We start from the raw sequence: 20,481 nt of genomic DNA on the forward strand, positions 1-20,481 counted from the left end.
CTAAAACAGTTAAAGGTTTATTGATCAAGACTTATTTTAGATTCTGAGTACAAATCATAAGCCGCAACAGGCACCTCTTGAGCAGCTATAATATCATGATATTCCGTAATCTTCTCTCTATCTTCCAGATAAATGGGTTTAAAATCTTCTTCTATAGTATCCCAAATAATGAGAATGTACTGATAACCGAGCTTGCTATTTCTGCCATTCTCTAACCATGAATCGAACTGGTTCTCATCAAGTGATTTGCTGAAGTTTTGTGTTTCAAACATAGGTGCAATAATATCATGTACATCTAAATAATCAACCTGTTCAGCATTAATCTCGCAAGGAATTTAGTCTTTGATTCAAATGATTTAAGTTTTCGTTTTTAAATTCTTGAGCTAATTGCACTGATTTTTCACCTGAGCGAATGGCCAGATTGGTTTCACCTTTTTGTTTATATGCTTCAGCTAAAGCCATGTGCATGTATGCTGAATTAGGGAAATATTGGATGCCTAGTTCAGCTAGTTGAATTATTTGGTCAACAGTACCCCAGCGCTGCGCACTATTGATCCAGCCTGATAGACTAAACCCATAACCGTGCGCTGTTTCTATTGGGTAGATGTCAAATCCATACAGCTCAGATAGCTGATCAAAGTATTGTTTATAATATTCATCAGCATAGTTTACATTTTTGTCCCATCCTTTTTTACCTGGGTTTCTCCAGATAGTATTAGGGTAAATCGCCTCCAAACCTGACCTTATTCCTGCCAGCGACATTAAGTAGTGTTCCTCACCTTCCAGCACGTCAATCTTGATTTTAACATTGTTGTGTGTATAGTTCTCCAATCTGTGAAAAGCTTCCTGATAGGCTTCTTCAGCACCATCAAAATCAATCATATCACTATCTGCACGCCCCATATAAAATGTAGTTCCCGCATATTGAGGGTCATTATTTTTACTCATTACCTCATCAATGAGTTTAGAACCCAATTCCCTGTCCCACTCAAGATGAGCAGAAAGCGCTATATAGCTTTTAAATAAGTCTGGTTGCTTTAGAAAGCACTCAAATAAAAAGCCTGTGGATGGTGACAAACCAATGATAGTTCTATAATCATTAGTGCGATATTTTGTTTCAATGAAAGGAATCAACTCCTCTTCAAAAAATTGAATGTACTCATCAGGTAAACCATTCCACCTTTCATAACTGGCCTCATGTCTTTTGTTGAATTCACTATTGGCGATACTTACCACAATTGACTCTGGCATTTTACTACGGGCAGCCATGTATTTAGCTGTGGTTTGAGTAGCTTCAAATAGGTACTCTGCCTCAAATGTAAAGATCACTGGGTAACTCTGAACATGCTCGTCATACTTGGGCGGTAAGGAAATATAAAGCTCCTTCTCTTCTCCCAATACGTTAGATTGAAATTTGAGCTTATGCCCAATGACTATTTCGTTATTAGAGGTTTGCTTTGACTCCTCTTTGGTTTTCTGACTTTGAGCCTCACTACAAGAGGTACTAAAGGCAATGGGTATGAAAAATAGGGCCAGTTGAAATAATTTCATGGTTGTTGTTGGTTTGAGTTATGATTCATAAAACTCTTATTTCCAGTATTATTCTCCCCTCTTTTAAAGTCGTTTAACATCTTTTTAACAAATGAGTTTGTCTGCGCTAATAGAATTTTCTACCAAAACATTTGCGCAGTCAAATAACTGCATTTATATTTGCTGTCAAATAGCTGCATATATGGAATTAAGAAGAGATGTATTTCAGGCCATAGCCGATCCTACCCGCAGGGTAATCTTGACATTATTGGCCATACAGGCCATGACACCTGGGGCAATTGCAGGCAACTTTGACTCATCAAGGCAAACTATCTCCAAGCATATTAAGATACTCACCGAGTGTGAGTTGCTTAAGCAAGAACAGAATGGCAGGGAGATTTACTATCACCTCAATCCACAAGGAATGAAGGAAATAGCGGAGTTTATTGAGCCATTCCGCAAAATGTGGGATGACAGGTTTAATAAACTGGAATCAGTAATGAAGAACTATAAATCTAATAAATAGAATGGAGCAAAAAACTAAAGTTCATGCCGAAAGCGGCAAACAGGAATTGGTAATTACAAGGGAGTTTGATTTGCCGTTAGAACTCCTTTTCAAAGCCTATGAAGATCCAGCGATTGTAGAGCAATGGATGAGTACTAAAGTCCTAAAATTAGAAAACAAGAAACATGGTGGCTACCAGTTTGAAACCACAGACCCGATGGGCAACAAACATCCCTTCAGTGGTACTATCCACGAGTTTGTGGCCAATGAAAAGATAACCAGAACCTTTGAAATGGAGAATGCCGATTTTGGTGCGCAGCTGGAGTTTCTTGATTTTGAAAGTATTAATGACACTACCAGCAAGCTTACCATGCATGTGATATATCGGTCGGTGGCCATAAGGGATGCGATACTTAAGCTGCCTTTTGCACAGGGCATTAACATGGCGCACAACAGATTGCAGGAAATTGTAAACAAATTAAAATAACTCATTATGTCAAAAAGAAACAAAATCATTTATTGGGTAGCCACCCTTTGGTTATCACTAGGAATGGTCTCTACAGGTATTGTTCAATTGATAAGACAAGAAGATGAAGTCGCAAAAACTTCTGAATATTTAGGTTACCCTGTCTATTTCTTAACCATACTTGGTGTTTGGAAGCTGTTGGGTGTGGTTGCGGTATTGATTCCAAAAAACCCGTTATTAAAAGAGTGGGCTTACGCTGGCTTTTTCTTCGCCATGTCGGGAGCAACATTCTCACATATTGCAGTCAGCGATCCGATTTCTGAAATACTTCCTTCCTTATTTCTGATTGTACTTACAGCACTATCTTGGTATTTTAGACCTGAGAGTAGAAAATTTTCATTAACCAATTCATAGTATTAATGAATCCTAAAGTTGATTTCTTTTTTAATAAAGACTCCCAGTGGCAGTCGTGCTACAAGAAATTGAGAAACATATTACTTGATACGGGGCTTACTGAAGAGCTGAAATGGGGTTGCCCGTGTTATACCGAGAATAAATCCAATGTTGTACTTATCCATGGCTTTAAAGAGTATTGCGCCCTCCTATTTCACAAAGGCGCTTTGTTAAAAGATGCTGAAGGAATACTGATTCAGCAGACAGAAAATGTACAGTCAGCGCGGCAAATGAGATTTACAGATCTACAGGAAATTGTCAACTCAGAGGCAGTAATCAAAAGCTATATCTACGAAGCCATTGAAGTTGAAAAAGCAGGGCTTGAAGTGACCTATAAGAAAACAGCCGAATTCAATATCCCTGAAGAATTTCAAAAAATATTGGACAAAAAACCTGATCTTAAAGTCGCTTTTGAAGCTTTGACACCTGGCAGACAGCGTGGTTACCTTCTGCACTTTTCTCAGCCAAAACAATCTAAAACAAGGGAATCGAGAATTGAGAAATGCATACCACTTATATTTGAAGGCAAAGGCTGGAATGAACAATAAATGAACCCACAAATTGATACTTATTTAGCAGAAGGCTGCGGACGTTGTCCCCTTGGTGGCACTCCTGAATGCAAAGTCCATAACTGGCCTAAAGAACTCCGTTATTTGAGGCATATAGTCCTGGATTGTGGTCTGACTGAAGAATTGAAATGGGGAGTGCCTTGTTATACATATAAAAATGCCAATGTCGCAGTAATAAGTGCCTTTAAAGATTACAGTTCGCTAAGCTTTTTTAAGGGTGCGTTATTAAAAGACGCAGAAGGTATATTGGTTAAACCTGGAGAAAATAGCCAGGTTGTTTAAGTTTACCAGCGTTAAGCAAATAGAGGAAATAGAAGATCTTATCAAAGCCTATATTTATGAGGCCATTGAAGTAGAAAAGGCAGGGTTAAAAGTTGATTTTAGACAAAAAGATGAACTTGATTACCCGGAGGAGTTAAAGCAAATGTTCAGCTCCTTCCCTGCTTTAAGTGAAGCTTTTGAAGCATTAACTCCTGGGCGTAAGAGAGGTTATATCATACATTTCTCCCAGCCCAAGCAATCAGCAACCAGAACGTCCAGAATAGAAAAATGTATTGCTAAAATTATGGAAGGCAAAGGTTTTTTTGATAACTAGCAAATGAAATTGAGTTTAGAAATAAAGGATAAATCGACCCCGGCTGAGTTAGTAAAAGCAGAGGAGTTTAGAAAGCACATACGAAAGACCGAACCCCACAAGCACAAAAACTACTTCGAGATCATTTTCCTGTCTAAGGGATCAGGTTGGCACAGCATCGACTACCAAACTTTTGAAGTTATGCCTCCAATTTTATTTTTTATTCGAAGAGAGCAGTTGCATTACTGGAATCTTACCAGCGAACCAGAAGGTTACGTTTTGATGCTTAAAAGAGATTTTTTGGATCAAAGTACCGATGGGGAATTAAGTCAGTTACTTACCAAATTGTCTTCACTATGCAGCATTCAAATTCCAGATTATGAGACTGTTGATTCAATTTTAAAGCTACTCTCTATAGAGCTTAAAGCAGCCAATCATTACAAAAGGCCTATGATTGAAGGACTTCTGAAATCATTGTTTGCTAAGATTCTTTCTTTTCCGAGGACTAAAGAAAAAAGTGAGCTAAATCGTCATGACACCTTTCATGCATTTCATGAACTGCTTTCCACTTCAGAAACTATCAAAAATAATGTAGCCTACTATGCAGAAATGCTCAATACAAGCCCTCAAAATTTAAATGCTATTTGCAGAACCCAGACCGGACAGTCAGCTTCTCAGATCATCGCCACATTCATCATAAATGAAGCCAAACGACTGTTGGAATATACCTCACTACCAGTTTCTAAAATAGCCTATGAGTTGGAGTTTAAAGACCCTTCACATTTTATTAAGTTCTTTAAACGACATGCCAACTGCACTCCTCAATCTTTTAGGCAAAAGATAACTTAAGAACCTGAGTTCGATTAATAATTGGTAGAAAATACATCTAGATCGTCATTGCGTCCCGATAATTTTCGGGATTCATTCCTTTTTCCAAAATGAAGAAAATTGTCCGTAATCTCATGTAAATATTATCGAGATACCGGATAAATAAAGGTTTTTAAAATGTAAACCTTTATTTTCCGGCCCGCCTCCCGAAGTTGTACGGAGGGCAGGCATGACGCCCGTTTTTATTAATTAAGTTCAGGTTAAGACCATACTATTTTCAAATATACCATTGTTTGATTCATTCATAGGCTACTTTAGGATTCTCAAAATACCTTTTTGATTACACTAACTATGGAAAAACCTTCATTTAAAGAAGCTGTAAAATTTTGGATAAAACTTGGGTTCATCAGTTTTGGCGGTCCGGCAGGTCAGATTGCGATTATGCATGAGTTTTTGGTGGAACGAAAAAAGTGGATTTCTGAAAGTCGCTTTCTTCATGCATTGAATTATACCATGATACTTCCCGGACCTGAGGCTCAACAGCTCGCAACTTATACGGGCTGGCTTTTACATGGTACCAAAGGCGGGCTCGTGGCGGGCATCTTCTTTGTATTGCCTTCCATGTTTATTCTATTGGCGCTTACAGCCTTATATGCTATGTATGGAAATATTCCGTGGGTATATGCCATGTTTGATGGGTTGAAACCAGCCGTTATGGCAATTGTTATATTGGCTTTGATCAAAATTGGCAGAAAGTCCCTTCACTCTACATTCCATTTCTTGTTGGCAGGGGCTGCATTTGTCTGCATGTTTTTTTTCAATATTGCCTTTCCTTATATCATCATAGGATCACTATTTTTAGCCTTTATTTTACGCAAAATATTCCCTCAACTATTCACACAAACTGCTGCTGCCCGCGAACAGCTCGCAAAGGATGAAGAACAATACTATATCAATAGAAGTCATTTTTTACCCAACTCAGGTTTTAGGGCAACAAAGTTGTTTAAACAGATATTGATCACCTTCATAATTTGGGTAGTGCCATTTGCTTTGTTCTACCTATCCACAATTGATTTTAGCTTTTGGAAGGAATTGTCGCTCTTTTTTACAAAGGCTGCCTTTATCACATTTGGAGGTGCATATGCAGTACTGCCTTATGTGGCGCAGGTAAGTGTTGAAAAATTAAATTGGCTTACTGAGTTGCAGATGATTGACGGATTGGCACTAGGGGAAACAACACCTGGCCCTCTTGTTATGGTTTTAGTTTTTGTAGGTTTTATGGCGGGCTATAATCATTATGGAGGCTCTCTTCTCATGGGTTCCCTCGGACTAATAACCACTACATTTTTTACTTTTGTGCCATGTTTCCTTTTCATTTTTGCAGGTGCACCTATAATTGAAAAAACACGGGAAAATATAAAAATCAAACAGGCACTTACCCTGGTTACAGCTGCTGTGGTCGGTGTTATTCTTAACCTTACCATTTATCTTGGAAAGGCTGTAATATTTCCAAAAGAAGTGGCACTCGCTTCTATAGATTTTATTACCCTTGGCTGGATTGTAGTGTCGTTCATAGCTATGTATCGCTTTAAAATTAACATGATAGCCTGGATAGTTGTTAGCGCATTGTTTGGCCTTGCTTACTATTTAATACCTCAATTTTTTTAATCATGAGGAAATCTAAACATCAAGAGGCTAAGGCTGCGTGCATAATTACAGTATATGAAATTTTACTCCCGTTAGCTGCTCACAAATTTTAAGAAATTCATCCTGCACATTAATATCATCAGCCAAATCATGATATGGCCTTGCTTTTTGGTGATAGAAATAACTGCCACTTACCTTAGCATCAGTATCATCACTAACCGCAAGCCAGGTTTGTGTTTCATATCCTTTTTGCAAATTATCGGTAGCCCCTGCACCTCCCATTTTGGTGGGCACCCAACCAGGGTCAACGGCATTGGAATATACATCAGGCCAAAAGCGGGCTACCGCTTTAGCCAGGATCAAATCATGAAGCTTAGAGTCTGAATAGCTTATTTTACTGAAATCAGTAGCTAATAAATCCAGTTTTGGTTGCCCGCCTGTATGCATGCTAGAACTCATATAAACCAGCCGTTTGGGGGGCTTGACCAGACAAGTCAGTATGTATGGAGCTAACGTATTCACCTTTACTATCAAATCACCAGAAGCTTGATAAACACCTGCATTGTGAATTACAGCATCAAAAGTCCCAAGTTGATTCACTTTATCAGCCAGTTGTTTTGTGTCTTCAATACTGGATAAATCACCTGTCAATACCGAATGAGCACCCAGAACAGCTGCTAGTGCTTCCTTTCCTCTTGCATCGTTTCGGGCATGTAATACCACTTCATGACCTTCATTGACTAATTGTTTAGCGGCCAATTGACCTAATCCATCTGCCGATCCGGTAATAAAAATTCTTGCCATCAATTTAAATATACTGAAATCATTCTTTTAATCAGAAATGATCCTTCCATCCTCCATAGTAATAACCCTATCCGTTCTTTTAGCAAAATCCTCATCATGAGTAACCACTAAGAGAGATAATTTCTCACTGTGGCTGAGTTCCCTCAAAATATTAAAGACATTGTCAGAATTTTTACTGTCCAGGTTTCCCGTAGGTTCATCGGCCATAATAATATCAGGGCTATTGATCAAGGCTCTCGCAATGGCTACGCGCTGCTTTTGTCCTCCTGACACCCTGGAAGCCAGTTTATGCGCCTGTTCGGCAATGTCCAGCAATTCAAGTTTTTCCTTCGCATCTTTCTCTATATCGACTTTTGTCTTTTTACCCAGTTTTAGTGCAGGCAACATCACATTTTGGAGGATGGTAAACTCAGGTAATAGGTAATGAAATTGAAAAATAAAGCCGATATGTTCATTTCTTATTCGGGCTAATTCATCTGCAGGTTGTCCCATTAACAGTTGGTCCTTCAAATAAAGATTACCGGTATAATCAGTATCCATAGTAGATAAAATATAGAGTAAAGTAGACTTTCCGCATCCCGATTTACCCATTATAGATACAAATTCACCTTTTTTTATTTCAAGAGAAATGTCCTTCAAAACATGGAATTTCACCGGATCGGTAAAGTACTTATTGACTCCTTCAGCTTTCAGTATTATGTCTCTGTCGCTCTTCATCACTGGCCACGGATAATTTCTACAGGATCAATATGTTCAGCCCTTCTGGCAGGAAGGTAACCCGCCAAAAAAGTGGAGACCAAAGCAAAGGCAATTCCTATAAAGTAATATATAGGATTCCAGTTGACAGGAAAGGTTTTAACGGTTGGTAATGCCTCAGTTTCGAAAGGGGTATGATCGATTAAAACGGAAACCCCATAACCAAAAGCAAGGCCTAAGACCCCACCTGCCAGCCCAATAAGCATGGCTTGGGAAATAAAGATATATTTCACATCCCTTCCGGAAAAACCAGTGGCCTTGAGAATGGCAATATCATTCATTTTCTCATAGATAAGCATATTCAGGATGTTATATATGCCAAATCCCGCCACTATCAGAAGTGTTATTGAAACTGCATAGGTGATAATATTTCTGATGGAAGTGCCTGTCTCAAATTGCGCATTAGCCTCTTTGATATCAATGGCAGTAAGGTTGAAATTGTGTTCAATTTCCTGAGCCATGGGCACGGCATCATCTAATTGATGCAGTTTTACATTGATATCGGTAATGTAGTTCTGGCCTTCGCCAAGGACTTGTTGCGCTGTTTTTAGGTTGATATAGCTTTGAGCATTGTCAATTTCAGCCAAACCACTTTGATAGAAGCCCACCAATTTCAATTGAAAGATATCTCCTTTGCTTGATATAATTTGAACGTTGTCCCCGATTTTCAATGATAGCTTTTTTGCTACACCAATGCCCATCAATATGCCATTTGATGTGCGCTTTAAAGCCTGTGTATCACCTTCAAAAATATAATCATCAAGCTTGAAAAGACGGGATTCTTCCAGAATATCTACACCATTTAAAATGCCATTAATTTGCAGCGACCCTGCCGAGTAGAATGCTTGAGCCCTTACCAGTGGAGTCACTCCTCTTACTCGCTCATCACTTTTGAGGTGATTCATCAGTGGCACCGCATCATGAATTCTCTCCTGGCTGAATTTTGGTTTGATGGAATGCACTATGTTCAACGAATTACTAAACTCAGAAGCATAATCTATGGGCTGCTTTTCACTGGGCTTTATTTCATTATAAATATGGATATGTGGGGTTCTGTTAAGAATAAGCCCATCCAGCAGACCGTTCAATCCGGTCATAAAACTGACTAAAATGATGAACGTGCCAATACCAAAAGTCACCCCCAGCGCTGCGGTACCCGATTGCTTTAGCCGGGACAGCAAGTGAGTTTTAGAAATCGATAAAATTATAGTCCAATTCATGACTTAAGGCAGATAGATAACTGTGGTGGAATCTATTCCTGAAGTAATTTCAGCATATTCCATGCTCATTACTCCAACTTCAACCTGTATCTGGTCGTCATCGGTTTTAACAAGGTTTCCCTCTTGCAAAAACCTTCTTGGAATGACCAATGCATTACTTTTTTGACTTACTACAATATTGGCCTCACCTGACAGCCCTGAGTACAGGTTGTTTGGCGGACTTACAAAATCAGCTTCTATCATAAAGGTTTGTGTGCGGGTATTCTTTTGGGGCAAAATTCTGGTGACTGATGCATCAAAAGTCTGACCTTCAAACGCATCCAATTTTAAAATTACCTTTTGCCCGGTTTTGACTTTGATGATGTCTACTTCATCTACCTGCATTTTAATGATAAATGCATCGCTTTTACCAATAGTAGCCAAGGGTTCCTGCGGACTAATGAGCTCACCTGGTTCTTTAAATACACTATAAACCCTGCCTTCCATTCTACTGGTGATAGTAAAGTCATTCTTGCCATGCAGCGCATTTTCATAATTGTTCTCCGCCTGATTGACCATGGCTTTTAATTCTGTTTCCGTCCTTTCATATTCTTTATACAAAGACTGCAGTGTTTGCTTGGATACTTCGTAGGCCAGCTTCCGTTGTTCATACTGAAGTGCTGTGCCAATATTCTGATCCCATAATCGCTTTTGACGCTTATAGTCAGTTGAATCCTGACGATGAGTAATTTGTGCCGTTTGAATTCTGTCCTTTAATGTTTTCAACACTGAACCAGGGCCTGACAGGTTATCTTCTGCCAGTTTTAGGGCCAATCTCGCATTGTCTGCATTCAGTTTTGAAGATGTGTTGGAAATTTGAGCCACCGCTTGATTGTTTTTAATCCTATCCCCCTCTTTTACATAAACTTCAGAAATGATACCACTTACTACTGGATGTACTTCATAAAGTTGGTCAGGCTCAATATTTACCGAGGCATAAACAGACTCTGTAATGGGTTGGATTTGAGGTTTTGTCGTGTCTTCCTTTTGCCCGCAGCCAGATAATGCTAAAATGATGATTAATACTGTAGCCGAAATATTTTTTGATTTTGAGGGCAGAATAGCAGACATGATGGTCTTTGAGGTAAATAACATATAACACTAATATCGAGAATCTGAATCAATTGAGTAACTTCTATAGGTCATATTGATGGATGATTAAAGTCAAGAATTGTTTAAATCACTTTGATGTAACACATAAGAGTCTCCAATTATGGTGGTTAGGTTCAAATCGATTTTATTTTTTTCAATCCCTCCCCACCCCTTGCATTTCTAAAAAACATTTTTTACCATTGTACTGTATTAGTTAAGTAGTACACTAAATCAGTAACAATGATTAACATAAAAAATCTCAATTTCACTTATGCTAAAAAGCAGCAGCCTTTATTCAACGAGTTGGACTGTGAGCTGAATGCTGGTAGCATAGTAGGCCTCTTAGGCAAGAATGGTGCTGGCAAGACCACACTGCTCAAGCTTATGATCGGGCTGTTGTCACCTACTGAAGGTTTTGTTGATGTTATTGGCCACGAGCCAGCTAAACGCCAGCCATCTCTCCTTCAGGATATCTTTTTTGTATCTGAAGAATTCGATATCCCAGGTATTTCCATTAACAACTTTGTAAAGGCCAACTCGGGCTTTTATCCCCGCTTTGATTTGGAGCTGCTGCAGCGACTGATCAAAGACTTCGAACTGCCAGAAACCAAAAGCCTTCAGAAACTCTCTTATGGTCAAAAGAAGAAGTTTCTGATATCTTTTGCACTGGCCACCAAGTGCCGTATTCTGGTGCTTGACGAGCCTACCAATGGCTTGGACATCCCTTCAAAATCCATTTTCAGAAGAGTACTGGCCGGGTCATTGGATGAAGATCAGCTGGTTATCATTTCCACCCATCAGGTCAAGGATGTGGAAAACCTCATCGACAGGATTTTGATGTTGGAGAAAGGCAAATTCATCATGCAGAAGGATCTTTTTGATATTTCTTCGCAGCTGAATTTCACCACTACCTCTTCTACAGAGGGTGAAAACATATTGTACAGCGAGATGGTGCCAGGTGGGTACAGGGTGATCACACCACAGGTCAATGGCAACTCTTCTGTCGATATTGAATTATTGTTTAACGCGATATCTGCGGATAACGAAAAACTGAAAGAATATGTCCAGTAATACATTCAATTTAAAAAGGTTTGGAATGCTGTTTAAACAGTATTTTATCCATAACAACAAGCTATTGATGTATTCGTCAGTGGCGTATGTGGGTGTTATTTTCATCTTACTCACCATTGTGCAAATGGGTCAGGATCGTGTGCCTCATGACGTGGAAATGTTCAGGGGATTCCTGATTGGGTTTGTTATAGTGTTCGGCATTCTTTATGCCGGTTACTCCTTTCCTGCTTTAAGATCAAAAGAAAGCACTATTAACTTCCTTATGGTGCCTGCTTCGGTATTGGAGAAGTTCTTATTCGAATTGGTCAGTCGACTAGCTGTAACCTTTATACTTCTTCCTGTTTTGTTCTGGATCACTTTTCACTTGCAGGGATACTTTTTTGACCTGTTTACGGAATTCAGTTTCAGACCCATCGGGTTTGGACAGGTATTGGATTTTGAGGTGCCTCATGAGGTAAGGGAACATGCCTTTTGGTTTGTAACACTAATTTCATCATTAATAATGCTGGGCTTCGTTTTGCCTTTTACAGGTGGTGCCATGTTCTCAAAACAGCCCCTTGTAAAAACGTTGTTCTCAGTAGCCATTATAATGATTTTTTTCGCTGGATGCATATACATAGCACTGGAGCCTATGGGTGTGGCAAAATACAACCCTAATGACACCATGTGGCTTATTCCTCATGATGATAAAGGTGCATTCATGTTTTTCGGCTCCGTGGCATTGTTTGCCAATGTTGTCATGCTGTTTGTGGCCTACAGAAAGTTAAAAGAAAGGGAGGTATAATATGGAATTTCAGAATGGCAAGAGCATCTTTCTGCAAATAGCAGATACCATTACCGATAAAGTGGTAAGTGGTGAATTTCCGGCAGGCGAAAAGATTCCGTCTGTCCGTGAGCTGGCCTCCCAAATGGGGGTAAATCCTAATACAATAATGAGAACCTACAGTGAATTACAAGCTATGAGCATTATAGAAAATCAAAGGGGTATCGGCTATTTCGTTAACCAGGATGCCCAAAAAATAATCCTTGAAGGTAAAAAAGAAGAGTTTTTCAGCCAGGTTTTGCCTGAGTTTCTAAGGCAAGCTGCCCTTTTGGGAATCACCAGCAGTGAATTGAAAAAGCATATAGAAAACTTAAAATAACAGATATGAAACTTAGCAATAAAATACTTATTGGTTTTTTTGGGTTTGCATTTCTCTATATGACTGCAGCCTTTACTGAAGTCAGGTTAAAAGGTGACCTCAACCGTATTGATGATGACAATGGGATCATTGAAACTGTAGGGATCGTGGGCGTCAACTATCTCGTACTACCTGATATAAAGTCGCAGATGTCAATTATAGGTTCTAACGATCCGAAAATTGAAGTCAAAAGCATTAAAGGTGACTTGCTGAAATACCTGAAGTATGAAATATCAGGAGATACACTGATAATGAAGGGTTTTGACCTGCCAGAAGACCAAAGGGCCAGGGTCACCTTTTATGTGCCAAAGAATAACTTTGTGGGTTTAACCTCTGATCATGGCGGTGTAAGCATTGGGGAATTGGACCAGGCCACTTTATCCATTACCCAAATAGATGGTTGGATAAGAATTGGTGATAAAAACAAACTTGGCAATCTCATTTTAAACGCCCGCAGCGGTGCCTATTTCACGGTTTCAGAATCGGATTTGGATACCTTATCAGTAACTGCCGATGATTCCCAGGTCTCTATCATGACCCGGATAAATCTTGCCGAAGGCGTAATCTCGAATGACTCCTACATCAACTTAAATAATGTAGGTGAAGTTCGGTTTAAAAAAGACGAAAGCAGCAGGCTCATTTTGAATTAATGCAAAACAATTATGGGAAGGTTGTAACAAAATCAGGTTTCAATCTTCCTATAGTAAATCAGTCGAAAACAATGTCAAAACTCAAACTCATTAACAGTTCTCAACCTAAAGCCCGATGAATATAGAAATCACAGGTCTTTCTAAGGTCTACCCTAACGGTTTTGCGGCTATTAAAAATATCAACCTTGAAATAGGCAGTGGTATGTTCGGACTGCTTGGGCCTAATGGAGCAGGAAAATCCAGCTTTATGCGCATTCTGGTGACAGTGCAGAAGTCCACCTCCGGCACTATTCTTATAGATGGCATGGACATTAACGAGCATCGCCAGAAGATCAGACCATTGATAGGTTATCTCCCCCAGGATTTCACTTTTTTCTCAAAGCTTAAAACCTGGGAGTTCCTCGATTATGCAGCCAGTCTATCAACATCCTTAAAGAAAAAGGAGCGCATCAAAAGAGTGGATGAGTTATTAGATCAGGTGGGACTGCTTGATGTAAGGGAAAGAATGGCCAATAAGCTTTCTGGTGGTATGAAAAGGAGGTTGGGCATTGCTCAGGCTTTAATTGGCAACCCTAAACTACTGGTGATTGATGAACCTACAACAGGTCTTGATCCTGAGGAGCGTATCAGGTTTAGAAACATCTTGTCCGACTTAAGCCAAAAGGATGTTACTATCATTCTATCAACACACATTGTTGGGGATATAAGCAGTACATGCCACAATATGGCCATGCTCAACAAAGGTGAGGTAGCTTTTAAAGGATCGCCAGAAGGCATGATAGAGCGTGTACGCGGACATGTATGGCAGGTGCTTCTCGATGATGAAGAGTTCAATGAGCTGAAGGCCAAATATCCGGTGGTATCTACTATTCCTACTGAAGGCAAGTGGGAAGTGCAGCTGATTGCCAATGATCAGCCTCACCCAAGGGCTAAGAATGCGAACCCTAACCTGGAGCATGCTTATGTATATTTTATGGAGAATGAATTAGGAATATCACTGGTATGATTTCTATCAAAAACATACTTACCATATCAAAATACGAAGCCAAGGTGCTTTGGAGAAACTGGTTTTTTAGAATTATAGCATTGGCAGGTTTGTTCTTTGTCACGCTCTTCAGCATTGTGGTTTTCTCTGAAGCCGATGATCCCAGGTGGTTTGTACTTTCCAATAGCTTTATAATGCCAGCGTCAGTAATGGTGATGATAGCCATCCCGCAGGTGGCAGCGGTCATATTTTTGGCTACCGGACTCGTTAAGAAAGATAAGAAAATAGACACCAATGAGGTGTTCTTTGTACGGGCCATCACCAATTTGGATTATGTGCTGGGTAAGGCATTAGCGCTATTCAAGCTGTTTTTTACGCTAAATTTTGTATTGCTGTGCATTCCGGTGATTGTTAACCTTACAAGTCCCTACACTACTTTTAACCCATTGGCCTTTATTGCTTACCCTTTGCTGATAAGCGTGCCAAGTATTGTATTTACTACAGGTATAGCCTTTTTGGTGGTAACACTGCTCAAAAACCAACCTATCACCATTGTGTTGTTATTGGGGATAGCAGGTGTGCAATTGATCTATTACTTCGATCAGTTTTCCAACATTCTGGACTTTATGGCCTTCAGGCTATCATTATTGGGTTCGGAAATGACAGGCTTTGCAGATTTCGAGTTCGCACTGAGTCAGCGCCTGTTTTACTTCATTACTGGTATTGCGCTACTGTTCATGACCGCCTTTTTCCTTGACCGCCTGTCGAGCCACAGAATGGCCAAACTCACCACCGGACTACTTGGGGTTGGGTTGTTGGCCATTGCATCATTTTTTATGACAAAGCTTTGGAACATGCGCCATAGTACCATTTCCCTTCGCCAGGATATGATAGCTGTTAATGGAAAATGGGCCGATGTGCCCAATGCCGATATAGTTGCACATGCAATTGACCTGGAGTTGGTTGATAATGAGATTGTTAGCACCTCGAATCTTGTAGTTCAAAATAACACCTCTAACCCTCTAAAACAACTGTACTTTACGCTCAACCCTGATTTGAGGGTGGATGAAGTTACAGTTAATGGAAAATTACAGGAAGTAGAAAGAGATCTCCAGATTGTGGCTGCCAATGCAGGAATAGACATTGCGCCTGGCCAGAAACTGGAGGTTAAGCTAAAATATCATGGGCGCATCACAGAAGCCGCTGCCCATCTCGAAGTGGAACAGGAAAGATATGAATCACCTTACGATTACCTGATGTATTCCCTCAAGAAAAGGTATGCATTTCTACAGCCTGATTATGTACTACTAACCAAAGATGTACTCTGGTATCCTGACACGCAGGTTGGTTATAGCCGTGAGTTTACAACCAAGCAGCGCCAAGCCTTTATCAATTTTGAGTTCTCTGTTACAGCTCCTGAAGGGCTAACCCCTATCTCGCAGGGTGAAGTGACAGTAGATGCCAATACTTATCATTTTAAACCTGAACATGAACTGCCCCAAATCTCATTGGTTGTGGGAGACTATGTGAAAAAGGAAATTACAGTTGACAGCATTAATTATGCAGTTTATCACTACCCTAATAACACCTATTTCGAAACGCAGCTTACCGAACTTGCGGACACTTTAAGCTATCTGATCACTGATATTACCAACGAGTATGAGGATGCCCAGAAACTGCGCTACCCTTTTAAGAGAATGCAATTTGTGGAAACACCAATTCATTTTACGGCATACAACAAAATTTACGAGAGCCATCAGGCTTATCTCCAACCAGAGATAGTTTTCTTTCCTGAAGAAGGCGGTGAAATAAGACAATTTGATTTTAGAAGGCAGCTAAATGACATGAACCGCCAGGCGCGTGAACAAAATCAGACCCTGACCGATAAACAAAAACAGGCCAATGTATTTAATGACCTCGTAAAGAAGGTCTTTACCAAGCAAATAGGAGAAAATTGGGTCGTTGATGGTCGAAATATAGACAACCCGGATTACTCAGTATTTCCAAACTATTATGCCTTTAACTCAGGTATAGTGAGTCGAGATTGGGAATTATTAAATAGAAGTATTGCCAATTATTTAAGGAATGACAAACAGGTTAAAACCGACTACTCTAGAAACCTTAATGGAATCTCTTTTACCGAAGAGTGCAATCAACTGATGCGTGAGGCATCCTTAACAGAAATACTAACAGAATCTGGTTTTAATAAAATCCAGAAGTCTGTATCGCTCAAAAGTGAGTATTTGTTTTCGTATCTGGGCCAGGAGGTTGGAGAAACCGAGTTTAAGGACTTTCTGTACCACTGGGTGAACACACACCAGCACCAGCTAACAAGTTATGAAGGGTTCAGGGCGGCCATCCTAACTCAGTTTGATCTGGACATCGACCCAATTATCAGGAAGGTTTATTTTGACAAATCGCAGCCCGCATTCGAAGTTCTTAATGTGCAAAAATATGAAGTACTGGATGGCGACAGAAAACGCTATCAGGTACTTATGGATATCAAAAACTCCGGTGATAATGATGGTGTGGTAGAGGTTAAATTCAATACAGGAGAGAATTCAAATGATGATTTCAGGCGCAGGGTAAACGAAGAAATGGTAGCGGAAGCTCCTGGCAAACTTTCTGTCATAAAACAAGGGCAAATTAAGCACATGGGCTTTGTACTTGATGAGAAGCCTAATGAAATAACCGTAAATACCATTATTTCCAGAAATATCCCATCTGTTATTTCCATGTCTATAGGAACAATGGCCAAACGTGAAGGTGGAATATTATTTGAAGGTGAGCAGATTATAGATCAGCTACCATCAACTAAGCAGTATGAGGTAATTGTCGATAATGAAGATCCGGGCTTTAGCTCCTTCAGTCCTATCAAACCCACCTATTTAAGAGCTTATCTTGATAGCCGAAGTACTGAAGAGAAAAAATACCATGGCAGCTGGTTCCGCCCCTATTCGAAATGGCTGGCTACCACAGGTTCAGATTTTTATGGCAGCGTTATCAGGTCTGCACATTTCACGAGGTCAGGCACAGGCGATAAAACCGCCACCTGGACCCCTGAATTCAGGGAAGAAGGTTTTTATGACATTTATGTGTACATGAAGGGCAAAAACCAGAACGAGTTTTATGGCCGTGATGGTGATAACGGACAATTTAGCTACCACTACATTATCAACCATAGTGATGGCACTGACAATATAAACTACAATTTATCAAATGCAGAGCCGGGCTGGAACTACCTGGGATCATATTACTTCAATAAAACAGGCGGAAGTGTCTCATTAACAGATGAATGTGATATGAGAACGGTATATGCAGATGCTATTAAATGGGTTAAGCAATAAAATATTATGAGTCGAAAACAACATATCAAAATGAATCAGAAAGGATTCTCGAACCATCACCAACTGGTCAGGCTGGTGATATTAATAGGCTGCTATTGTCTACTGTCCACAGATGGCATGGCGCAGCGCAAACTCACACTGGATGAGTCCATAACCATTGCGCAAAGCAGTAGTCTGGATATTAAAAAATCAAAGCTCAACCTCTTTAGCAACCAAAGGAGTCTGGATGCGCAGCGTGCAGCCATGAAATCGAGGTTTGCTTTGGATGTAACACCATTTGATTATAACCGAACAAGAATATTTAACGACCTTTTTTCACAGTGGAATACCAATGAAGACTATAACTCCTTTGCCAACTTCTCCGTAAGCCAGCCTATTGCTGCCACTGATGGTACAGTTTCTTTGGTAAACAGACTGGGTTATAGGGACAACTACTCTGAATTTCAGGACTCCCGAACCAAAACCTATAGCAACAATTTATACCTTCAGGTTGACCAGCCAATATTTACCTACAATCGTAATAAGCTTCAGTTAAAGGAGTTAGAACTGAATTTGGAAAATGCCGAGATCAGCAACTCCTTACAAATGCTTACGCTTGAGCAGAACGTGACGCAGTCATTCTACACTCTTTATCAACGCCAAAACAGTCTTGATATATCATTGGATGAGTATGAGAACCAACAGGTCAGTTATGAGATCACCAAAAACAAGGTAGATGCCGACTTGTTGGCACAAGAAGAGTTGTACCAAGCGGAGTTGAACCTCTCTACATCTAAATCAACATTAGAGAACAATCAGGTGCTTTTAAATAATGCAGCTGATGATTTTAAATTGTTATTGGGAATGGATTTGGATCAGGACGTTGAAGTACAGGTGGACATCAACTTCATCACTCGGGAAGTGGACCTTAATCAGGCCATTGCTCATGGATTAGAGAACAGAATGGAGCTTAGGCAGCGGGGCATTGCCATAGAGCGCTCACAATTTGAACTACAGCGTACCAAAGCTCTAAATGAATTCAAAGGAGCTGTTTCATTATCCTTAGGGGTTTTTGGTGATAATGCCCGTGCTCCCGAAATTTACGAGTCCCCTACCATGAACCCAAGGGTAGCCATTTCATTTAGTATTCCTATCTGGGATTGGGGCGAAAACAAGGCCCGTATGGAAGCCACCAATGCCAATTTAGAGATCAACAAAGTGGATCTGGAAGTTGAAGAAAGGAACATCACTATTGGCATCAGAAAAGTATACAGAAACCTTCAAAACCTTGAAAATCAGATAGAAATAGCACAGCAGAATGTTAAAAATGCGGAGCTCACCTATGATTTGAACTTAGAGCGCTACAGAAATGGTGACCTCACCAGTATCGACCTTAATAGGTTTCAAAGTCAATTATCAGAAAAGAAGAGTGCATTGGCTGATGCCCTGATCAACTATAAAATAGAATTACTAAACCTTAAGATTCTCTCGCTATATGATTTTGAGAATCAAAGACCTGTCATCACTCAAAGCAACTACTAATCACCCCCAGAATACATAGATTATGCAACGGACAACACATAACCAAAAGTCACAAAACACACTCGTCACTGCGATGAGTGAGGTACGAGCGAAGAAGCAGTCTCCCAATGGAGGAAAAGATTGCTTCTTCGCCAAAGGGCGGATCGCAATGACGGATAATAAAAAAATAACTGTAAGAAAGAATCTATTCTTTGCTTTAACACTATTGTTATCCATTTCATTTATTGGATGCAATAACGAGGAATCAAATATCGACACGGAAATCAAAATTCCAGTATCTGTGATCAGCATCAAGCCTGAAAGCATTTCCCGGTTTATAGAAACTACCGGAACGGTTTATTCTTCTAAAGAAGGCACCATGAAGTCCGAATTAGGAGGTTTTTACAAACTTCAGGTTAATCCTGCTACCAAAAAGCCATTTGCTCTTGGTGATATGGTAAAGGCTGGTCAGGTGATTGTCAGAATTGAAGACAAGGAGTTTGTTAACAATCTACAGCTAGAAGGTAAAAAGCTAAACCTCGAGCTTGCTGAAAACAACCTCACCAAGCAAAAGTCTTTATATGATAAGGGTGGTGTAACGCAAACTGAACTCAAAAATGCTTCTATTGAGTATGTGAATGCTAAATACTCCTATGAAAATGCGGAGATACAGATGGCTAAAATGGCAGTTAGAGCACCTTTTGATGGGGTGATTGTAGAGCTGCCCTACCATACTGATGGCGTAAGGATAGACCAGAACATGGATCTGTTTAAAGTAATGGAATACAATAAGTTGTTGATGGATGTTAAACTTCCAGAGAAGCATTTGCCAGAAGTCACCATGAATCAGCTTGTGCAGATCACTAACTACAACATCGCTAAAGACACGATTATAGGTAGGATAAGCCAGATCTCTCCTATTGTTAATGCAGATACCAGAACTTTTCAGAGTGTGCTGCAAATAGACAATAACAAGCGACTGTTACGTCCAGGTATGTTCATTAAGGCAGCAATCCTTTCAGAGAAACGCGATAGCACGATTGTAATACCGAAGGAAACAATTATTTCGCGCCAGGATGGCAAGGTAGTTTTTACAGTTGAGAATGGTATCGCTACGGAAAAGAAGATCACTACCGGACTTGAAAATATGGATGTGATAGAAGTGCTGAGCGGGCTTAAAGTCAATGACAGGCTGGTAGTCACAGGATTTGAAACACTGAGGAATAAGTCTAAAGTGAGTGTGATTCAATAGCAAAGTACTCTC

The 20,481-nt window shown here is 39.9% G+C and carries 22 protein-coding genes; 16 read left to right on the forward strand and 6 right to left on the reverse strand.

Annotation, left to right across the window (positions count from 1 at the left end; all coding sequences use genetic code 11):
• Positions 1 to 17: 17 nt before the first annotated feature.
• Together RIB54_RS14765 and RIB54_RS14770 are read right to left on the reverse strand one after the other, a co-directional pair.
• Positions 18 to 272, reverse strand: a complete 255-nt coding sequence (locus RIB54_RS14765) for a hypothetical protein (protein ID WP_350101611.1) — start codon at positions 270 to 272, stop codon at positions 18 to 20.
• Positions 273 to 318: 46 nt separating this feature from the next.
• Positions 319 to 1,551: an alpha/beta hydrolase gene (locus tag RIB54_RS14770; protein ID WP_350101612.1), complete on the reverse strand. Its 1,233-nt coding sequence runs from the start codon at positions 1,549 to 1,551 to the stop codon at positions 319 to 321.
• Positions 1,552 to 1,732: 181 nt separating this feature from the next.
• Here RIB54_RS14770 and RIB54_RS14775 point away from each other — a divergent pair, with 181 nt between their 5' ends.
• The 8 genes from RIB54_RS14775 to chrA all read left to right on the forward strand — a co-directional run bounded on the left by RIB54_RS14775 (position 1,733) and on the right by chrA (position 6,593).
• Positions 1,733 to 2,056 (forward strand): ArsR/SmtB family transcription factor, encoded by a 324-nt coding sequence (locus tag RIB54_RS14775; RefSeq protein ID WP_350101613.1) that lies wholly within the window; start codon positions 1,733 to 1,735, stop codon positions 2,054 to 2,056.
• Position 2,057: 1 nt separating this feature from the next.
• Complete coding sequence (locus RIB54_RS14780; RefSeq protein ID WP_350101614.1) at positions 2,058 to 2,522, forward strand: SRPBCC domain-containing protein; 465 nt, start codon at positions 2,058 to 2,060, stop codon at positions 2,520 to 2,522.
• A gap of 6 nt (positions 2,523 to 2,528) precedes the next feature.
• Positions 2,529 to 2,915, forward strand: a complete 387-nt coding sequence (locus RIB54_RS14785; RefSeq protein ID WP_350101615.1) for a DoxX family protein — start codon at positions 2,529 to 2,531, stop codon at positions 2,913 to 2,915.
• Positions 2,916 to 2,920: 5 nt separating this feature from the next.
• Positions 2,921 to 3,502, forward strand: a complete 582-nt coding sequence (locus RIB54_RS14790) for a YdeI/OmpD-associated family protein (protein WP_350101616.1) — start codon at positions 2,921 to 2,923, stop codon at positions 3,500 to 3,502.
• Positions 3,503 to 3,805, forward strand: coding sequence for a DUF1801 domain-containing protein (locus tag RIB54_RS14795; protein ID WP_350101617.1), 303 nt, complete (start codon positions 3,503 to 3,505; stop codon positions 3,803 to 3,805).
• Positions 3,798 to 4,118, forward strand: coding sequence for a YdeI/OmpD-associated family protein (locus RIB54_RS14800; protein WP_350101618.1), 321 nt, complete (start codon positions 3,798 to 3,800; stop codon positions 4,116 to 4,118). Before RIB54_RS14795 ends, RIB54_RS14800 begins: the two co-directional genes overlap by 8 nt.
• A gap of 3 nt (positions 4,119 to 4,121) precedes the next feature.
• Positions 4,122 to 4,946, forward strand: a complete 825-nt coding sequence (locus tag RIB54_RS14805) for a helix-turn-helix domain-containing protein (RefSeq protein WP_350101619.1) — start codon at positions 4,122 to 4,124, stop codon at positions 4,944 to 4,946.
• A 330-nt stretch (positions 4,947 to 5,276) separates the two neighbouring features.
• On the forward strand, positions 5,277 to 6,593 hold the full coding sequence (gene chrA / locus RIB54_RS14810; protein WP_350101620.1) for a chromate efflux transporter: 1,317 nt from the start codon (positions 5,277 to 5,279) through the stop codon (positions 6,591 to 6,593).
• Positions 6,594 to 6,638: 45 nt separating this feature from the next.
• Here chrA and RIB54_RS14815 read toward each other — a convergent pair whose 3' ends face one another.
• From RIB54_RS14815 to RIB54_RS14830, 4 genes are read right to left on the reverse strand one after another with little or no spacing between them, the layout of a single operon-like run.
• Positions 6,639 to 7,376, reverse strand: coding sequence for an SDR family NAD(P)-dependent oxidoreductase (locus RIB54_RS14815; RefSeq protein WP_350101621.1), 738 nt, complete (start codon positions 7,374 to 7,376; stop codon positions 6,639 to 6,641).
• Between the two features lie 27 nt (positions 7,377 to 7,403).
• Positions 7,404 to 8,093, reverse strand: a complete 690-nt coding sequence (locus tag RIB54_RS14820; RefSeq protein WP_350101622.1) for an ABC transporter ATP-binding protein — start codon at positions 8,091 to 8,093, stop codon at positions 7,404 to 7,406.
• Positions 8,093 to 9,352 (reverse strand): ABC transporter permease, encoded by a 1,260-nt coding sequence (locus tag RIB54_RS14825; RefSeq protein ID WP_350101623.1) that lies wholly within the window; start codon positions 9,350 to 9,352, stop codon positions 8,093 to 8,095. Before RIB54_RS14825 ends, RIB54_RS14820 begins: the two co-directional genes overlap by 1 nt.
• A 3-nt stretch (positions 9,353 to 9,355) precedes the next feature.
• Positions 9,356 to 10,462, reverse strand: a complete 1,107-nt coding sequence (locus RIB54_RS14830) for an efflux RND transporter periplasmic adaptor subunit (RefSeq protein ID WP_350101624.1) — start codon at positions 10,460 to 10,462, stop codon at positions 9,356 to 9,358.
• Between the two features lie 261 nt (positions 10,463 to 10,723).
• Between RIB54_RS14830 and RIB54_RS14835 the strand changes: the two genes are divergently transcribed.
• The 8 genes from RIB54_RS14835 to RIB54_RS14870 all read left to right on the forward strand — a co-directional run bounded on the left by RIB54_RS14835 (position 10,724) and on the right by RIB54_RS14870 (position 20,469).
• Positions 10,724 to 11,554, forward strand: a complete 831-nt coding sequence (locus RIB54_RS14835; RefSeq protein WP_350101625.1) for an ABC transporter ATP-binding protein — start codon at positions 10,724 to 10,726, stop codon at positions 11,552 to 11,554.
• Positions 11,555 to 11,579: 25 nt separating this feature from the next.
• Complete coding sequence (locus RIB54_RS14840) at positions 11,580 to 12,338, forward strand: hypothetical protein (RefSeq protein WP_350101626.1); 759 nt, start codon at positions 11,580 to 11,582, stop codon at positions 12,336 to 12,338.
• A gap of 1 nt (position 12,339) precedes the next feature.
• On the forward strand, positions 12,340 to 12,696 hold the full coding sequence (locus RIB54_RS14845; protein WP_350069349.1) for a GntR family transcriptional regulator: 357 nt from the start codon (positions 12,340 to 12,342) through the stop codon (positions 12,694 to 12,696).
• Positions 12,697 to 12,701: 5 nt separating this feature from the next.
• Positions 12,702 to 13,385 (forward strand): hypothetical protein, encoded by a 684-nt coding sequence (locus tag RIB54_RS14850; RefSeq protein WP_350101627.1) that lies wholly within the window; start codon positions 12,702 to 12,704, stop codon positions 13,383 to 13,385.
• A gap of 115 nt (positions 13,386 to 13,500) precedes the next feature.
• A complete protein-coding gene (locus tag RIB54_RS14855) occupies positions 13,501 to 14,391 on the forward strand; it encodes an ABC transporter ATP-binding protein (RefSeq protein WP_350101628.1) in 891 nt (296 codons plus the stop codon).
• Positions 14,388 to 17,717 (forward strand): golvesin C-terminal-like domain-containing protein, encoded by a 3,330-nt coding sequence (locus RIB54_RS14860; protein ID WP_350101629.1) that lies wholly within the window; start codon positions 14,388 to 14,390, stop codon positions 17,715 to 17,717. Before RIB54_RS14855 ends, RIB54_RS14860 begins: the two co-directional genes overlap by 4 nt.
• 30 nt (positions 17,718 to 17,747) lie before the next feature.
• Complete coding sequence (locus tag RIB54_RS14865; RefSeq protein ID WP_350101630.1) at positions 17,748 to 19,238, forward strand: TolC family protein; 1,491 nt, start codon at positions 17,748 to 17,750, stop codon at positions 19,236 to 19,238.
• 22 nt (positions 19,239 to 19,260) lie between these two features.
• On the forward strand, positions 19,261 to 20,469 hold the full coding sequence (locus RIB54_RS14870) for an efflux RND transporter periplasmic adaptor subunit (RefSeq protein WP_350101631.1): 1,209 nt from the start codon (positions 19,261 to 19,263) through the stop codon (positions 20,467 to 20,469).
• Positions 20,470 to 20,481: the final 12 nt, after the last annotated feature.

Source organism: Fulvivirga sp. (assembly GCF_040218215.1).
Classification (GTDB): Bacteria; Bacteroidota; Bacteroidia; order Cytophagales; family Cyclobacteriaceae; genus Fulvivirga.

What these genes read in the sequence shown, in the direction of transcription:
- RIB54_RS14765 (WP_350101611.1), bottom strand. Translation starts at nt 272, where the DNA reads ATGTTTGAAACACAAAACTTCAGCAAATCACTTGATGAGAACCAGTTC.
- RIB54_RS14770 (WP_350101612.1), bottom strand. Translation starts at nt 1,551, where the DNA reads ATGAAATTATTTCAACTGGCCCTATTTTTCATACCCATTGCCTTTAGT.
- RIB54_RS14775 (WP_350101613.1), top strand. Translation starts at nt 1,733, where the DNA reads ATGGAATTAAGAAGAGATGTATTTCAGGCCATAGCCGATCCTACCCGC.
- RIB54_RS14780 (WP_350101614.1), top strand. Translation starts at nt 2,058, where the DNA reads ATGGAGCAAAAAACTAAAGTTCATGCCGAAAGCGGCAAACAGGAATTG.
- RIB54_RS14785 (WP_350101615.1), top strand. Translation starts at nt 2,529, where the DNA reads ATGTCAAAAAGAAACAAAATCATTTATTGGGTAGCCACCCTTTGGTTA.
- RIB54_RS14790 (WP_350101616.1), top strand. Translation starts at nt 2,921, where the DNA reads ATGAATCCTAAAGTTGATTTCTTTTTTAATAAAGACTCCCAGTGGCAG.
- RIB54_RS14795 (WP_350101617.1), top strand. Translation starts at nt 3,503, where the DNA reads ATGAACCCACAAATTGATACTTATTTAGCAGAAGGCTGCGGACGTTGT.
- RIB54_RS14805 (WP_350101619.1), top strand. Translation starts at nt 4,122, where the DNA reads ATGAAATTGAGTTTAGAAATAAAGGATAAATCGACCCCGGCTGAGTTA.
- chrA (WP_350101620.1), top strand. Translation starts at nt 5,277, where the DNA reads ATGGAAAAACCTTCATTTAAAGAAGCTGTAAAATTTTGGATAAAACTT.
- RIB54_RS14815 (WP_350101621.1), bottom strand. Translation starts at nt 7,376, where the DNA reads ATGGCAAGAATTTTTATTACCGGATCGGCAGATGGATTAGGTCAATTG.
- RIB54_RS14820 (WP_350101622.1), bottom strand. Translation starts at nt 8,093, where the DNA reads ATGAAGAGCGACAGAGACATAATACTGAAAGCTGAAGGAGTCAATAAG.
- RIB54_RS14825 (WP_350101623.1), bottom strand. Translation starts at nt 9,352, where the DNA reads ATGAATTGGACTATAATTTTATCGATTTCTAAAACTCACTTGCTGTCC.
- RIB54_RS14830 (WP_350101624.1), bottom strand. Translation starts at nt 10,462, where the DNA reads ATGTCTGCTATTCTGCCCTCAAAATCAAAAAATATTTCGGCTACAGTA.
- RIB54_RS14835 (WP_350101625.1), top strand. Translation starts at nt 10,724, where the DNA reads ATGATTAACATAAAAAATCTCAATTTCACTTATGCTAAAAAGCAGCAG.
- RIB54_RS14840 (WP_350101626.1), top strand. Translation starts at nt 11,580, where the DNA reads ATGCTGTTTAAACAGTATTTTATCCATAACAACAAGCTATTGATGTAT.
- RIB54_RS14845 (WP_350069349.1), top strand. Translation starts at nt 12,340, where the DNA reads ATGGAATTTCAGAATGGCAAGAGCATCTTTCTGCAAATAGCAGATACC.
- RIB54_RS14850 (WP_350101627.1), top strand. Translation starts at nt 12,702, where the DNA reads ATGAAACTTAGCAATAAAATACTTATTGGTTTTTTTGGGTTTGCATTT.
- RIB54_RS14855 (WP_350101628.1), top strand. Translation starts at nt 13,501, where the DNA reads ATGAATATAGAAATCACAGGTCTTTCTAAGGTCTACCCTAACGGTTTT.
- RIB54_RS14860 (WP_350101629.1), top strand. Translation starts at nt 14,388, where the DNA reads ATGATTTCTATCAAAAACATACTTACCATATCAAAATACGAAGCCAAG.
- RIB54_RS14865 (WP_350101630.1), top strand. Translation starts at nt 17,748, where the DNA reads ATGAATCAGAAAGGATTCTCGAACCATCACCAACTGGTCAGGCTGGTG.
- RIB54_RS14870 (WP_350101631.1), top strand. Translation starts at nt 19,261, where the DNA reads ATGCAACGGACAACACATAACCAAAAGTCACAAAACACACTCGTCACT.